The 14,848-nt window shown below is 61.7% G+C and carries 13 protein-coding genes; 3 read left to right on the top strand and 10 right to left on the bottom strand.

What is annotated here, in order from left to right; translation table 11 throughout:
• Positions 1-3 precede the first annotated feature (3 nt).
• From HX815_RS06745 to HX815_RS06730, 4 genes are all read right to left on the bottom strand, one after another.
• Complete coding sequence (locus HX815_RS06745) at positions 4-972, bottom strand: FecR domain-containing protein (RefSeq protein WP_102370054.1); 969 nt, start codon at positions 970-972, stop codon at positions 4-6.
• Positions 969-1,487: an RNA polymerase sigma factor gene (locus HX815_RS06740; protein ID WP_010167452.1), complete on the bottom strand. Its 519-nt coding sequence runs from the start codon at positions 1,485-1,487 to the stop codon at positions 969-971. The genes HX815_RS06745 and HX815_RS06740 overlap by 4 nt, the downstream gene beginning before the upstream one ends.
• Positions 1,488-1,747: 260 nt before the next feature.
• The gene (locus HX815_RS06735) at positions 1,748-2,455 is read right to left on the bottom strand and encodes a PolC-type DNA polymerase III (protein WP_177027984.1); all 708 of its coding nucleotides are present in this window, start codon (positions 2,453-2,455) and stop codon (positions 1,748-1,750) included.
• Positions 2,452-4,374, bottom strand: coding sequence for a putative nucleotidyltransferase substrate binding domain-containing protein (locus HX815_RS06730; protein ID WP_003211088.1), 1,923 nt, complete (start codon positions 4,372-4,374; stop codon positions 2,452-2,454). Before HX815_RS06730 ends, HX815_RS06735 begins: the two co-directional genes overlap by 4 nt.
• Before the next feature lie 246 nt (positions 4,375-4,620).
• Between HX815_RS06730 and HX815_RS06725 the strand changes: the two genes are divergently transcribed.
• A complete protein-coding gene (locus HX815_RS06725) occupies positions 4,621-5,067 on the top strand; it encodes a response regulator (RefSeq protein ID WP_003211086.1) in 447 nt (148 codons plus the stop codon).
• Positions 5,068-5,202: 135 nt separating this feature from the next.
• Positions 5,203-5,628, top strand: coding sequence for a hypothetical protein (locus tag HX815_RS06720; RefSeq protein ID WP_087694746.1), 426 nt, complete (start codon positions 5,203-5,205; stop codon positions 5,626-5,628).
• Positions 5,629-5,687: 59 nt separating this feature from the next.
• Here HX815_RS06720 and HX815_RS06715 read toward each other — a convergent pair whose 3' ends face one another.
• On the bottom strand, positions 5,688-7,865 hold the full coding sequence (locus tag HX815_RS06715; protein ID WP_087694745.1) for a malate synthase G: 2,178 nt from the start codon (positions 7,863-7,865) through the stop codon (positions 5,688-5,690).
• 420 nt (positions 7,866-8,285) lie between these two features.
• On the opposite strand from HX815_RS06715, the gene HX815_RS06710 reads away from it, so the two are divergent.
• The gene (locus tag HX815_RS06710; RefSeq protein WP_003211081.1) at positions 8,286-8,804 is read left to right on the top strand and encodes a glycine cleavage system protein R; all 519 of its coding nucleotides are present in this window, start codon (positions 8,286-8,288) and stop codon (positions 8,802-8,804) included.
• Positions 8,805-9,026: 222 nt separating this feature from the next.
• Here the strand turns inward: HX815_RS06710 and rarD are convergent, their stop codons facing one another.
• The 5 genes from rarD to HX815_RS06685 all read right to left on the bottom strand — a co-directional run bounded on the left by rarD (position 9,027) and on the right by HX815_RS06685 (position 14,787).
• Complete coding sequence (rarD, locus tag HX815_RS06705; RefSeq protein ID WP_003211079.1) at positions 9,027-9,911, bottom strand: EamA family transporter RarD; 885 nt, start codon at positions 9,909-9,911, stop codon at positions 9,027-9,029.
• A 178-nt stretch (positions 9,912-10,089) separates the two neighbouring features.
• Positions 10,090-11,064: a serine/threonine protein kinase gene (locus HX815_RS06700; protein WP_003211077.1), complete on the bottom strand. Its 975-nt coding sequence runs from the start codon at positions 11,062-11,064 to the stop codon at positions 10,090-10,092.
• A 193-nt stretch (positions 11,065-11,257) separates the two neighbouring features.
• The gene (locus HX815_RS06695) at positions 11,258-13,156 is read right to left on the bottom strand and encodes a PhoX family phosphatase (RefSeq protein ID WP_177027983.1); all 1,899 of its coding nucleotides are present in this window, start codon (positions 13,154-13,156) and stop codon (positions 11,258-11,260) included.
• 71 nt (positions 13,157-13,227) lie between these two features.
• Positions 13,228-13,992 (bottom strand): TOBE domain-containing protein, encoded by a 765-nt coding sequence (locus tag HX815_RS06690; protein ID WP_134327426.1) that lies wholly within the window; start codon positions 13,990-13,992, stop codon positions 13,228-13,230.
• A 57-nt stretch (positions 13,993-14,049) separates the two neighbouring features.
• On the bottom strand, positions 14,050-14,787 hold the full coding sequence (locus HX815_RS06685; protein ID WP_177027982.1) for a ComF family protein: 738 nt from the start codon (positions 14,785-14,787) through the stop codon (positions 14,050-14,052).
• Between the last annotated feature and the right edge of the window lie 61 nt (positions 14,788-14,848).

The following is a 14,848-nucleotide window of genomic DNA, read 5'->3' as shown; positions in this document are numbered from 1 at the left end:
AGCCTACGGCTTGGGCGCCACCGTCACCCACCACGGCGTGTGTTGTTGAATTTGCACCGGCAAGGTCGGCAGCAGCGCGTTCAGTGCCAGGTTGGTGTCGTGCAACGGAAAGCTGCCGGTAATCCGCAGGTCGGCCACCTGTTTATCCACACCCAGGTAACCGGTGCGGTAGCGGCTCAGTTCGGCAACCACATCGCCGAGCCGCGCGTTGTCCACCACCAGCATGCCGCGCGTCCAGGCGTCGGTGCCGGGGCTGACGGCAAGCATCGGGCCGAGGCTGTCGCGGCGCATCAGCACTTGCTGGCCTTCCTTGAAGATCTGCTCTTGATGCAGCGCTTCAGGCTGTGCGCCGACGGCAGACTGCAACACGCTGAGGCGGGTGCCATCTTCCTCGCGCTTGACGATAAACCGTGTGCCCAGGGCGCGCAGGCTGCCTTCGCGGGTTTCGACAAAAAACGGGCGGGCGTCGTTGTGGCCGGTTTCGACAAGGATCTCGCCTTCCTGCAATACGATCAGCCGACGTTTCTCGTCAAAGCGCACGTCAATGGCGCTGTGGGTGTTGAGGTTGATCACGGTGCCATCCGCCAGCTTCAGGGTGCGCTGTTCACCGGTGGCGGTGCGCTGGTCGGCCAGCCAATAGTTGAGCGGCACGTAGCGCTGGCCGACGAACAATGCCAGGCCGCACACCAGCACCACACTGGCCAGGCCGCTGCCGAGCTTGCGCACGCGGCGGCGAATGCCTTCGCGCGACTGCAGCAATGCCGCACGGGCCGGGCCCGAGGCCACACTGAAACGCTGATCGAGCATGCCCAACTGGCGCCAGGCGCGGGCGTGTTCTTCGTTGCTGGCCAGCCATTTGGCGAATTCTTCCTGCTCCACGGCGCTGCCGTCGCCCGAACCGAGGGACAGTTGCCAGGCAATGGCCGCGTCGAGCACCCGCGCCGACACCGGCTTGGAACTGACCGGGCTCACAGCGGCTCGCCATACAGGGCGATGTAGCACTGGCGGATACCCTGGGCCAGGTATTGCCGCACCCGCGGCACGGAAACCCCCAGGCGCTGGGCGATTTCGGCGTGGCCCATGCCGTCGAGGCGGTTGTAGAGGAAGGCCGCGCGGGCCTTGCTCGAGAGTTTGCCCAGCAGGCGGTCGATGGCCTTGAGGTCTTCGAGGATCAGTTGCTGTTCTTCCGGGGACGGGTGCTCACTTTCCGGGATCAGCATCAGTTCGGTGAGGTAAGCCTGTTCCAGCGCGGCGCGGCGGAAATAATCGAACAGCAGGCCCTTGGCGATGGCCACCAGGAACGCCCGCGGCTCGCGGGGTTCACGCAGTTCTTCACGGCCCAGCAGGCGCATGAAGGTGTCCTGGCTGAGGTCTTCGGCGCGGCTGGGGCAGGCCACGTTGCGTCGCAGCCACGCCAACAGCCAGCTGCGATGGTCGCGGTACAACGCGCCAACAAGCTCACTGTGGGGACTTTGGATTGACGACAAGGCGACACCGATCGGAAAGTTTAAACTAACGAGAATTATTCGCGATTGTGGCAGAGGTGTAAGGCGGGTGCAATTGGCGTTGGTCGGGCGGCGTCGTAATGCTATCTATCATGGTGATGCCGCTTACTGTGGCGAGGGACCTTGCTCCCGCTCGGCTGCGCAGCAGTCGTAATCCAGGCAGTGCATTTATTCAGTTGGAAATGGGTTGGCTGATTTGGGGGCGCTTCGCACCCCAGCGGGAGCAAGCTCCCTCGCCACCATTAGAATGAGGGGGCTTGCTTGCGGCGTTTCCATTGGCCCAGGCGCTGTTGTAACGCGTGCGGGCTGTCGATCTGCTGCTGCCGTGCACGGCTGAACAAAATCAGCATCAGTTCCGCCGTTGCCAGCGCATCCGCACTGGCATGGTGACGCTCGCCCACTTGCAGCTTGAAATGCGTGATCCAGTCATCCAGCCCGGCTTCGCGGATGTTGGCGTCGGGGCACAGCAGCGGGGCGATGTCGGCCACGTCCAGGAACGGGTGGTTCAAGCGATAGCCCAGGCTGTCCTTGAGTGCCCGGCACAGCATGTGTTGATCGAAGGGCGCATGAAACGCCAGCAGCGGGCTGTCGCCGACAAACTCCATGAAGTCCATCAGCGCTTCTGCCGGGTCACTGCCCGCTGCAATGGCGCTGGGCCCCAGGCCATGGATCAGCACGCTGGGGCTGAGCTTGGTCTCGGCCCGGTGCAGGGTGCGCTCGAACAATTGCGAGAAGTCCACTGCGCCGTCCTCGATCACCACGGCGCCAATGGAAAGCACCTGGTCGCGATTGAGGTTCAGGCCGCTGGTTTCCAGGTCCACCACCACCCAGCGTTGGGCCCGCAGCGATCCGTCCCCCAGCTCCCCAGGTGTGGGCAATTGTTCGACGCGCCGTTGTTGTGCCGCATCCAGGCCAGGTTTGGGTTTGCGCAACCAGCCAAACCAGTTCACAGCTGATACCGCAACGTCAGGCTGCCTTGCAGGCGTTGGGCCTGGCGCAGGGATTCGCGCAGGATGCGCCGGTCGAGGTGGTTGAGGCTGTCGGGATCGACGCGGTTGGAGTAGGGCAGGTTCTCGCGGGTTTGCAGTTGGTGTTGTTGCATGCGGGTTTGCTGGATGAAGTGATAGGCCTCTTCATAGGCGGCGCCATCAAGGCGTTCGATGACTTCCCTGGCCACCAGTTGGCGCAAGCGCTCCAGGGTGTTGATGGCGCTGATGCCGTTGGCCAATGCCAGCAGACGGGCACCGTCGACAAATGGCGTGAGGCCTTGCACCTTGAGGTCGAGGGTTGCCTTGTCGGCGCCTTTGCGCGTCAACACAAAATCCCGGAAGCGCCCTACCGGCGGGCGCTGGCGCAACGCGTTCTCGGCCAGCATGCGTTGGAACAAGCGGTTGTCTGCCACCTGGTCGAGAATGCCCTGGCGCAGTTGCTCGCACCCTTGCTCATCGCCCCACACCACCCGCAAATCAAAATAGATGCTCGAACCCAGCAGATTCTCCGGCGTCGCCTCACGGATAAACCCGGCAAAGCGCCGCGCCCATTCCGCCCGGGACAGGCACAGCTCCGGGTTGCCGGCCATGATATTGCCCTTGCACAGGCTGAAGCCGCACAGCGCCAGGCTCTGGTTGATCTGTTGTGCCAGCGGCAGCAGGCGCCCGCGAATCTCGGCGGCTTCGGCGGCGTCCCGGGCTTCGAACAGGATGCCGTTGTCCTGGTCGGTATACAGCGTCTGCTCGCGGCGGCCCTCGCTGCCGAAACACAGCCAGCTGAATGGCACGCCCGGGTCGCCCTTGTCGGCCAGGGTCAACTCGATGACACGGCACACCGTGTGATCGTTGAGCAAGGTGATGATGTGGGTGATCTGCGTAGACGACGCGCCGTGGGCGAGCATGCGCTCCACCAACTGGCCGATTTCGCCACGAATCGCCACCAGGTTTTCGACCCTGGGCGCATTGCGGATGGTGCGCGCCAGGTGCACCAGGTCAACCCGCTGCAGGGAAAACAGGTCACGCTCGGACACCACGCCACACAGGCGCTGATCCTTGACCAGGCACACGTGGGCGATATGCCGCTCGGTCATCGCAATCGCCGCGTCGAAGGCGCTGTGGTCCGGCGTGAGGAAAAACGGCGCCTGGGTCATATGGCGCTCGATGCCCTGGTTGAAATCACTGGTGCCGTCGGCCACCACCTGGCGCAGGTCCCGCAGGGTGAAAATCCCCAGGGGCGCCTTGTGCTCATCCACGATCACAATGCTGCCCACTTGTTGCTCGTGCATTTGCGTGACCGCTTCACGCAGCGGCGTCAGCGGGCTGCAGGTGACCGGGTGACGCATGGCCAATTCGCCCAGGCGGGTGTTCAGCGAATATTGGGTGCCGAGGGTTTCCACGGCCTTTTGCTGGACTTGCTGGTTGACCTGGTCCAGCAAGCTGCTCACGCCGCGCAAGGCAAAGTCGCGAAACGCGCTGGAAAGGGCGAACAGCTTGATAAAGGCCGGCTTGTTCAGTTGCAGGCAGAAGGTGTCTTCGGCGGCTTTGTGCTCGGTACGGGTGGCCCGCTCCCCCAGCAGCGCCGCCAGCGGAAAACATTCACCGGTGGTGATTTCAAAGGTGGTTTCTGTCGAGTCCGGCCGCTCGCCGACTACGCGCCCCTGCTTGACGATATAGAAGTGTTCCACCGGCCCGCCCGAGGGCTTGAGGATGCTCTCGCCGGGGCCGTAGAAGCGCAATTGACACTGCTCTACCAGAAATCCCAGGTGGGCGTTTTCCATTTGGTTGAACGGCGGGAAGCGTTGCAGGAATTGCAGGGTGCCGTGGATGTTCTGCAACACAGCGGTTTTCCCCGCTTGTGTGAAAGCATCAGCTTTACTCATACCTATGACCGCAGTTTTTTTGTCGTTATCGTGCCCCATGGTCGACTCCTGCGCTGCGGGTGCCCATTGGACGTAAGTCTAGGTAGCGTTATGCCTTCCACGACTAGGGAAAAACCTTACATGAATATCGTCCAAACCCCGTAGAACGCCCACTAGGCAAACTTTCCGACGAAGTGCACATTGTTCGCCCTTCCGGCGATGTCTGACTTCTGTGCTGGGAGATTGAATAGAACTGCCGAGAAACGTATGTCCGACCACGATATTTTGAGTGATGCCGAGCGCGAGGCCCTGAGTGCTGTTATGCAGGAGCCGGATTTGCCGCCACAACGGGTTTTGATCGTGGATGACGACAAGGACGCGCGCGAACTGTTGGCAGAAATTCTTGGCCTGGACGGCATTCGTTGCATGACCGCCGACAGCGGCGAGGCTGCATGGGACTTGTTGAGTTCCAGCAGCTCCATCGGCTTGCTGATCACCGACCTGCGCATGACGCCGAGCAACGGGCTGCAATTGATTCGCCAGGTGCGCGAATCCACCCGGGCGGCGCTGCCGATCATCATCATGTCGGGTGACGCCGAAGCGCCGGATGTGATTGATGCGATGCACTTGAGCGTGGTGGACTTTTTGCTCAAGCCGATTGATAGCGTGAAGCTGGCGAAGATGGTGAAGCGGGAGTTGGGGATGGCGTCCTAGACGGTGCCATTGGTCTGATTTCGCGAAGAACTGTCAATTCTGACAGTAGGAAAGTATCGAACTTCGCATGTTTACTGATTAGGAGGGGGTGGGTCGCAGGCCTGCACCTAATCAATTTGTGGACAGGAGTTCATCATGAGTACTGAAAAATTCAATATCGATGAGAAAGAACTGCACAAGGCCAAGACTTTAAGCAGTGGTGATGCTCGTATTGAAGTTTCGCGAGATGGCACCTTGAGTCATGTATTTGTGCCTACAGACGTCTTTGGCTATCTCTCCTGGAGCGCTTTGGACGGTGCAGTTGAGAGTGTTCGTATCTACTACGGAAGCGACTTGAAAGCCGGGCCGCATCATCGGAAAGCTCCACTTCTTAATGTCACCTACCGCGATGCCGACGGCCATTCATACCATCAGCCTGTGCTGGGTGACCTCACTGTGCTGGTCGATCGTCCGGAGTCCGGTACTACCTTCAAGCACATCGGGAAACTTACAAACGTAACGTTTGAATCGGACGGAGGAACGGTCACGCTTAATGGGAACTACACCGTTGAGTCCGATTGACATCCCAAACAAAAAAGCCCTGATCGATAGGTCAGGGCTTTTTCGTTTCTAGCGCTTACTCACAGACCATTCTTGGCCTTGAACTCCCGACGCCGACGGTGCAACACCGGCTCGGTATAGCCGTTCGGTTGCTTGGTCCCTTCAATCACCAACTCCACCGCTGCCTGGAACGCGATGTTGCTGTCGAAATCCGGAGCCAGCGGACGGTACAGCGCATCCCCGGCGTTCTGACGGTCCACCACCGGCGCCATGCGCTTGAGGCTTTCCATCACCTGGGCTTCATTGACGATGCCGTGGCGCAACCAGTTGGCAATGTGCTGGCTGGAGATACGCAGGGTGGCGCGGTCTTCCATCAGGCCGACGTCGTTGATGTCCGGGACTTTCGAGCAACCCACGCCCTGGTCGATCCAGCGCACCACGTAACCGAGGATGCCCTGGGCGTTGTTGTCCAGCTCGTTGCGGATTTCTTCGTCGGACCAATCGGTATTCTGGGCCAGGGGAATGGTCAGGATATCGTCTACCGAAGCACGTTCGCGCTTGGCCAGTTCGGCCTGGCGGGCGAACACGTCAACCTTGTGGTAGTGCAGCGCATGCAGCGCAGCCGCCGTCGGCGAAGGAACCCACGCCGTGTTGGCGCCGGCCAGCGGGTGAGCAATCTTCTGCTCCAGCATGGCGGCCATCAGGTCGGGCATCGCCCACATGCCTTTACCGATTTGTGCGCGGCCTTGCAGGCCGGTGCTCAAGCCGATGTCCACGTTCCAGTTTTCGTAGGCGCCGATCCACTTCTCAGCCTTCATGGCGGCCTTGCGCACCATCGCGCCGGCTTCCATGGAGGTGTGGATCTCGTCGCCGGTACGGTCGAGGAAGCCGGTGTTGATAAACACCACGCGCTCGCTGGCGGCCTTGATGCAGGCCTTGAGGTTGACCGTGGTACGGCGCTCCTCGTCCATGATCCCGACTTTGAGGGTGTTGCGCGGCAGCTTCAGCACGTCTTCGATGCGACCGAACAGCTCGTTGGTGAACGCAGCTTCTTCGGGGCCGTGCATTTTCGGTTTAACGATGTACACCGAACCGGTGCGGCTGTTCTTGCGGCGGGTGTTGCCGTTAAGGCTGTGGATCGCCGACAGGCTGGTGAGCAGGCCGTCGAGAATGCCTTCCGGCACTTCGTTGCCATCCTTGTCGAGGATCGCGTCGATGGTCATCAAGTGGCCAACGTTACGCACGAACAGCAGCGAACGACCGTGCAGGGTCACTTCCTTGCCGTCGGCACCGGTGTAGACGCGGTCGGCGTTCATGGTGCGGGTAAAGGTCTTGCCACCCTTGGCGACTTCTTCCGACAGGTCGCCCTTCATCAGGCCGAGCCAGTTGCGGTAGATCACCACCTTGTCATCGGCATCGACGGCGGCGACGGAGTCTTCGCAGTCCATGATGGTGGTCAGGGCGGCTTCCATCAGCACGTCTTTCACGCCGGCGGCGTCGGTCTGGCCGACCGGGGTGCTGGCGTCGACCTGGATTTCGAAGTGCAGGCCGTTGTGCTTCAGCAGGATGGCAGTCGGCTTGGCTGCGTCGCCCTGGTAGCCGATCAACTGGGCATCGCTGCGCAGGCCGCTGTTGCTGCCGCCCTTGAGGCTGACCACGAGCTTGCCGTCGACGATCTTGTAGCCGGTGGAATCCACGTGGCTGCCGGCAGCCAGTGGTGCGGCTTCGTCGAGGAAGGCGCGGGCGAAGGCGATGACCTTGTCGCCACGCACCTTGTTGTAGCCTTTGCCTTTCTCGGCGCCGTCGGCTTCGCTGATGGCATCGGTGCCATAGAGCGCGTCATACAGCGAACCCCAGCGCGCATTCGAGGCGTTGAGGGCGAAACGGGCGTTCATCACCGGCACCACCAGTTGCGGGCCGGCCATGTGGGCAATTTCTTCATCGACGTTTTGGGTCGAGGCCTGGAAATCCGCGGCTTCTGGCAGCAGGTATCCGATATCTTGAAGGAAGGCTTTGTAGGCCACCGCGTCGTGGGCCTGGCCGGCGTGTGCCTGGTGCCAGGTGTCGATCCGCACTTGAAAATCGTCGCGTTTGGCGAGTAGGGCTTTGTTCTTCGGCGCCAGGTCGTGGATGACCTTGTCGGCACCGGCCCAGAACTGGTCGGCGGTAATGCCGGTACCAGGAATGGCTTCGTTGTTCACGAAGTCGAACAGGACTTTGGCGACCTGCAGGCCACCGACTTGAACGTGTTCAGTCATTGCTTGCCTCACTCTGCGGAGCTTATGCGCTTTTCAGCTTTTCAATTTACCAATGAAGCCTCTGGCCATGTAAACCGTGAACACGCTGCACCAGTACATGCCGTAGAAGGCGGCTGGGCGGGCTGCGTCGCGGTGCGTAGTTGCCTTGGCAGACATCGACCTAACGTTATGTAGTGCGCGATTGGGCATACTACATGATGAGTTGCGGTTGTGAAAATTAGACTAAATACGTCGTTTAGCGACCCACTTTGGTCGTACGGTCACAGTGGGGTACGGGATGTTCTCAAAAAACTATTGGATTGTTCCATATAAATATAAAAATGGTACACGATTTGTTTTCGTGGCTACCTGAGTCCACCTTGGTAGGTACGAGGGGAACGCCTGGTTCCTACCTGATTTTCATAAGAAGAGGACGACACCATGGACCATCTCGTACTGACTGTCATCGCCCCGGACAAACCCGGTGTGGTCGAACGCATCGCCCAATGCATCGCCGCCCATGGCGGCAACTGGCTGGAAAGCCGCATGGCGCACATGGCCGGGCAGTTTGCCGGGATTTTGCGGGTGAGCGTGCCGGCGGAAAATCGGCTGGACTTGATTGGCGCGCTGGAAGACTTGTCCACCCACGGCATTCGCGTGCTGCTGGGCGAAAGCAGTTCGCTCGCCCCCAGCGAGTCGCAACCCATCGCGATGGAACTGGTCGGTAACGACCGGCCGGGGATTGTTCGCGACATCACCGCGCTGCTCAGCAAGCAGGGCGTCAACCTGGAGCGCTTGATCACCGACGTGCGCCCGGCGCCCATGAGCAGCGACCTGCTGTTCCACGCCGAAGCCCTGCTGGCGGTGCCGTTGACGCTGCCGCTGGAAACCTTGCAGGCGGCGCTGGAAACCCTGGCCGACGACTTGATGGTGGAACTGGAACTACGCAGCGAGGAATAGTTGCCCACAAGGTTATGCATGGAAATCTTGCATGGGCCTGTGGATAACCTGTATAGACCCGCGTCCGGCCCAGGCGGGCCGTGGCTCTTCGCCGGCTGGCTAAAAAACGAACAGTTTCAAGGGCTTGTGCACAAACGCCGGGGACCAGGCTGTGGATAACCTTGGGGTGAATGCCTGCAAGCCACACCGGCTGTGGCTTGCAGAGGTTTGTACGTTATTTGATCAGTTTTTCCGCACAGTCATCCAGGCGTCGATGCTGTAAACCACCAGGCCGGCCCAGATAAAGCAGAAGGCGATCAGCGTGGCGGGTGCCAGGTGTTCGTTGAACAACAGCACGGCTTCCAGCAGCACCAGGGTGGGCGCCACGTATTGCAGGAAGCCCAGGGCGGTGTAGGGCAAATGCCGTGCGGCGGCGTTGAAACACACCAGCGGGATCAGCGTCACCGGGCCTGCGGCCACCAGCCACCACGCTTCGGAGGTGCTCCAGAATTCCATCTGTGCGCTGTGGGCCGAGGGGTTGAACAGCAACCATGCGATGGCAATCGGCACCAGCATCCAGGTTTCCACCACCAGCCCGGGCAATGCCTTGACCGGCGCCTGCTTGCGGATCAACCCGTAGAAACCAAAGGTCGCCGCCAGGACCAGGGATACCCACGGCAGGCTGCCGACTTGCCATACCTGTTGCGCCACACCTACCGCTGCCAGGCCCACGGCCACCCATTGCAGGCGGCGCAGGCGCTCGCCGAGGATCACCATGCCCAGCAGCACGTTCACCAGCGGGTTGATGTAGTAACCCAGGCTGGCCTCCAGCATGCGGCCACTGTTCACCGACCACACATAGGTCAGCCAGTTGGCCGCGATCAAGGTGCCGCTCAGGGCCAGGATCGCCAGGCGCCTGGGGTTGTCCCGCAGTTCTCGGAGCCAGCCCGGGTGTTTCCAGACTATCAGCAGCAGACTGCCGAACAGCGCCGACCACAGCACGCGGTTGACGATGATTTCTGCGGCGGGAACGCTGGCGATGGCCTTGAAGTAGATCGGGAACAGGCCCCAGATGACGTAGGCGCTCAGGCCCAATATGTACCCGCGACGGGGGTTGGCGGCTTGCATGCAGAATCCTTGCTTAGGCAGCTAACAAAGCCGCGATTGTAAGGATATTTGTCAGTCAGTGGGATGTGCTTTTCTGTAGGCGCTGGCTTGCCGGCGATGGCTTCACCTCGGTTCCACTGATACACCGAGGCGCTTGCATCGCCGGCAAGCCAGCTCCTACAGGGGATTGTGGTGTGCGTTAGAACAGTTTCAAGGGTTCTTCATTGAGCGCCGACAACTGCTCGCGCAACGCCAGCACCTGGTCGCCCCAGTAACGTTCGCTGCCAAACCAGGGAAAGCTGTGGGGGAACGCCGGGTCGTCCCAGCGCCGTGCAAGCCAGGCGCTGTAGTGCATCAGGCGCAGGGCACGCAGGGGTTCGATCAGGGCCAGTTCGCGCGGGTCGAAGTCGTGGAATTCCTGGTAGCCGTCCATCAATTCCGACAGTTGCCCCAGGCATTCCTGACGATCACCGGCGAGCATCATCCACAGGTCCTGAACGGCGGGGCCCATGCGGCAGTCATCGAGGTCGACGATATGGAACATCTCGTCGCGGCACATCATGTTGCCGGGGTGGCAATCGCCGTGCATGCGGATGTTCTTGTGGGGCGTGGCCTTGTAGACCTCCTCCACACGCTTGAGCAGGTCGCGGGCCACGGACTCGTAGGCTGGCAGCAGGCTGCGAGGAATGAAGTTGCCTTCCAGCAGGGTGTTCAAAGAGTCGTGACCGAAGTTCTTCACGCCCAGGGCTTCGCGGTGTTCGAAGGGGCGGGTGGAACCGACCGCATGCAGGCGGCCGAGCAATTGGCCGAGGCGATACAACTGGTCGAGGTTGCCCGGCTCCGGTGCGCGTCCGCCACGGCGCGGGAACAGGGTGAAGCGAAAACCCGCGTGCTCGAACAGGCTTTCACCGTTGTGAATCATCGGCGCCACCACCGGCACTTCGCACTCGGCCAGTTCGAAGGTGAAGCTGTGTTCTTCGAGGATCGCTTCGTTGGTCCAGCGTTGCGGCCGATAGAACTTGGCGATCAAGGGCTCGGAGTCTTCGATGCCGACCTGGTAGACACGGTTTTCGTAGCTGTTGAGCGCGAGGATGCGGGCGTCGCTGAGGAAACCGATGCTTTCGACTGCGTCGAGCACCAGGTCAGGGGTCAGTGTTTCAAACGGGTGTGCCATGCGAACTCCTGCGCGCAGCAGGGCGCCGCGTCCGGCCGGGTATGGTAACGCACCGGGGTCGAGATAGGTGGTGACTGTTCTGACGCCTTCGCGAGCAAGTCGAATCGTCGCACCGCCGCTCCCACATTAAACCGAGTCCTGGCTTTGGAATGCGGTCAAGTGTGGGAGCGGGCTTGCTCGCGAAGAGGCCTTATCAGGTGCCGACGATCCCGCCATCATCCCGACGAATCGCCATCACCGAGGACCGTGGCTTGCCATTTGACAGATGCTCCGGCCAGGTGGAGCCACCGGTTTCCCCCGGATGCTGAATCCCCACAAACAGGGTTTTCTGGTCCGGCGAGAAGCTGATCCCGGTCACTTCACAGGCCACCGGCCCCACCATGAACCGCCGAATTTCACCGGTCGACGGGTCGGCACACAGCATCTGGTTATTGCCCATCCCGGCAAAGTCGCCGCCGTTGCTGTAGTCGCCATCGGTGAGGATCCACAACCGCCCGGCCTTGTCGAAGCCCAGGCCGTCCGGGCTGTTGAACATGTTCTGCGGGTTGATGTTGGATGAGCCGCCCTTTGGCGTGCCGGCATGCACCGCCGGGTTGCCGGCCACCACAAACAGGTCCCAGCTGAAGTCCGGCGCGCCATGGTCATTGGCGTTGGCCTTCCAGCGCAGGATCTGCCCGTAGACGTTTTTCTCCCGCGGGTTCGGGCCGCCGACGGGCTGACCGTCTTCGCCGCGCTTGGCGTTGTTGGTCAGGGTGCAATACACCTGGCCGTCGGTGGGGCTGACCACGATCCATTCCGGGCGGTCCATGCGGGTGGCTTTCACCACGCTGGCGGCCAGGCGCGCGTGGATCAGCACTTCGGCCTGGCTGGCAAAACCGCTGTTGGCGTCGATGCCGTTCTTGCCGTAGGTCAGCTCGACCCATTGGCCCTGGCCCTTGGGATGGTCGGCATTGCCGTCGCCCGCGTCGAAGATCGCCACGTACAAGGTGCCGTGGTCCAGCAGGTCCTTGTTGGCCTTGGGATTCTTGTGATTGATCTTGTCGCGGCTGATGAACTTGTAGATGAACTCGCCGCGCTCGTCGTCGCCCATGTACACCACGGCGCGGCCGTCGCGGGTTTCCGCCAGCGCAGCATTTTCATGCTTGAAGCGGCCGAGGGCGGTGCGCTTGACCGGTGTGGATTGCGGGTCGAACGGGTCAATTTCCACCACCCAGCCATGGCGGTTGAGTTCGTTGGGATTCTTGGCCATATCGAAGCGCGGGTCGTGGGGGTGCCAGTTGATGTCTTTGCTGGCGGCCACCACGCCATAGCGTTTCTGCCCGGCGTCGAAGGTCTGTTGCGGGTTGCTGCTGCCGAAGCAGTCGGTGAAGTTCTCTTCGCAGGTGAGATACGTGCCCCACGGGGTCTTGCCGTTGGCGCAGTTCTGGAAGGTGCCGAGGACTTTTTTGCCGGTTTTGTCGGCGCTGGTTTTCAGCCAGGCATGGCCCGCCGCAGGGCCACCGAAGCGGATTGGCGAGTTGCCGTGGATGCGCCGGTTGTAGCGCGAGTCCTGGACGAACTGCCAGGTGTCGCCCTTGCGCCGCACTTCGATCACCGACACCCCTTCGCTGGCCAACGCCTTGCGCACGTCTTCGGCCGACTGCGGCGCGCCGCCGTGGGCGTAGAGGTAGCGGTAGTTGGTGTATTCGTTGTTGATCGCCATCAGCGCGCGGTTGTCGTCACCGGGGAAGGCGAACAGGCTCATGCCGTCGTTGTTGTCGCCGAACTGCTGTTCCTGGGCCTTGGCCGTGCCGTTGCCGCTGGGGTCGAAGGCCGGCGCGTTCTTGTGCAGCGGCTGGCCCCAGCTGATCAGTACCGAGGCGCTGTAGCCGGGCGGCAGGGTGATGGTGTCGCTGGTGGCCGAGGCGATGCTGGCGAAGCCCAGAAGCGGGCTGTTCGACGCGGCGTTGACCGCCAGGGCGCTGCGGGTCAGCAGGTTGCCGCCGAGGAACATCGCGGCACCGCACAGGGCGCCGGCGCCGATAAAACGCCGGCGGCTGAGGCCGACCATCTGTTCCAGGTCGGTGGCTTGGTTTTCTTCTAATAGGCTCATTTCAGGCTCCCTGCGGGTTTTTGCAGCCACCTTAGGGAGCAGTCGTGACGAAATTGTTGCAGTTTGAAGCGCTACACCGGAGTGCCCAGCAGCACGTTGCTGGGGGAGAACTGCACCTTCACCTGCAGGCCTTCGGCGGCATGGATCTGCGCAAGCGCGTCGGGCCGGGCCAGGGCGCAGAGAACCTGGCCGTTGGGCAAGGTGATCCGCACCTCGCTGGGGCCGTCTTCGGCATCGAGAATGGCGTCGATTTTTCCTTCCAGGCAATTGTGTCCAGGTGTTGCTGCCTGCGTGACGGCCAGTACTTCAAGCCAGCCGGCCTTGATCAGGGCGACGACTTCGGTGCCGATCTCCAGCTCCAGGCGCAAGGTACTGTCGTGGGTGATCTGCGCATCCAGGCGCAGCCCGGCTGCCAGCTCCAGGCGAATCAGGTCATTGCGGCCGTGGCTGTCGATGGCGATCACCCGGCCGTGCAACTGGTTACGTGCGCTGGTGCGCAGCATCAGGCGGCCCAGCAGGTTGAAGTCGCTGGCGTCTTCGGCACAATCCAGCACCTGGGCTTGCAGCACCTGCAGGCGTTGGTAAAGGCGTAATACCCGCTCACCCTCGGCCGTCAACCTGGCGCCGCCACCGCCCTTGCCGCCAACGCTGCGTTCCACCAGCGGCTTTTGCGCCAGGTTGTTCAGTTCGTCGATGGCGTCCCAGGCCGCCTTGTAGCTCAGCCCCGCACTCTTTGCGGCGCGGGTGATGGAGCCTTGTTCGGCAATATGTTGCAGCAGTGCAATGCGCTGCGGGCGACGGACGATGTGTTGGCTCAAGAGGGTTGGCAGGGACATGGTTACACGCTTCGATGGAATGGGCTGACGTTGCGGGCAGGGCGCCCGCGAGTCAAGTCATGTGCCGGGCTTGGGCGTACGGGCCAGGCAATACACATCCACCTGTCGGGCGCCGGCATCCATCAACAGGCGGGCGAGACTGCTGGCGGTGGCGCCGGTGGTCAGTACGTCGTCGATCAGCGCCAAGTGCCGGCCTTTGACTTGCGCGCCGTCGGCCAGGGCGAAGGCCTGGTGCAGGTTACGCTTGCGGGTCCTGGCGTCCAGGTCTTGCTGCGCCACGGTTTCACGCGGCCGTGACAGCAGGTGCTCATCCCAGGGGATGTTCAAGTCCTCACTCAGCCAGCGGGCGAGCATCGCCGCCTGGTTGAACCCCCGTTCCCGCAGGCGTTTGCGGGCCAGGGGCACGGGCAGCAGGCAGTCGGGGCGAGCCAGCGCGGCATCTTCATAGCGGTGTTGCAGGAATTGTCCCAACAGGTGCGCAAGCAGATGCCCCAGCGGCCAGCGGGCCTGATGCTTGAAACGGCTGATCAGGCTGTCGATGGGGAAGCTGTAGGTCCACGGCGCGACAACCTGCTTGAACGCCGCAGGTTGCTTCAAGCACTGGCCGCACACCAGGCCAGTCGCCGGCAACGGCAGTGCGCACACCTCACAATGTTCCATCAGCCAGGGCAGCTCGGTTTCGCAGGCGCTGCAGACGGGATCGGCCGTTCCGCTGCTTTCATCGCAGACTAAACAGGTTTGGTTGCTTTTTAACCAGATGTAAACCTCGTGTTTGTTATCAAGTTGACAGTGCATGAATCTTCCTTAAATATGCCGAGCATCCGTGTCGTACCTGTGGGTATTACTCCCACAGGGC

Source organism: Pseudomonas sp. E6002 (assembly GCF_013385565.1).
Classification (GTDB): Bacteria; Pseudomonadota; Gammaproteobacteria; order Pseudomonadales; family Pseudomonadaceae; genus Aquipseudomonas.
This window is presented reverse-complemented; position numbering and strand designations above follow the sequence as displayed.

What these genes read in the sequence shown, in the direction of transcription:
- HX815_RS06725 (WP_003211086.1), top strand. Translation starts at nt 4,621, where the DNA reads ATGTCCGACCACGATATTTTGAGTGATGCCGAGCGCGAGGCCCTGAGT.
- rarD (WP_003211079.1), bottom strand. Translation starts at nt 9,911, where the DNA reads ATGCAAGCCGCCAACCCCCGTCGCGGGTACATATTGGGCCTGAGCGCC.
- HX815_RS06685 (WP_177027982.1), bottom strand. Translation starts at nt 14,787, where the DNA reads ATGCACTGTCAACTTGATAACAAACACGAGGTTTACATCTGGTTAAAA.
- HX815_RS06715 (WP_087694745.1), bottom strand. Translation starts at nt 7,865, where the DNA reads ATGACTGAACACGTTCAAGTCGGTGGCCTGCAGGTCGCCAAAGTCCTG.
- HX815_RS06700 (WP_003211077.1), bottom strand. Translation starts at nt 11,064, where the DNA reads ATGGCACACCCGTTTGAAACACTGACCCCTGACCTGGTGCTCGACGCA.
- HX815_RS06695 (WP_177027983.1), bottom strand. Translation starts at nt 13,156, where the DNA reads ATGAGCCTATTAGAAGAAAACCAAGCCACCGACCTGGAACAGATGGTC.
- HX815_RS06720 (WP_087694746.1), top strand. Translation starts at nt 5,203, where the DNA reads ATGAGTACTGAAAAATTCAATATCGATGAGAAAGAACTGCACAAGGCC.
- HX815_RS06710 (WP_003211081.1), top strand. Translation starts at nt 8,286, where the DNA reads ATGGACCATCTCGTACTGACTGTCATCGCCCCGGACAAACCCGGTGTG.
- HX815_RS06730 (WP_003211088.1), bottom strand. Translation starts at nt 4,374, where the DNA reads ATGAGTAAAGCTGATGCTTTCACACAAGCGGGGAAAACCGCTGTGTTG.
- HX815_RS06690 (WP_134327426.1), bottom strand. Translation starts at nt 13,992, where the DNA reads ATGTCCCTGCCAACCCTCTTGAGCCAACACATCGTCCGTCGCCCGCAG.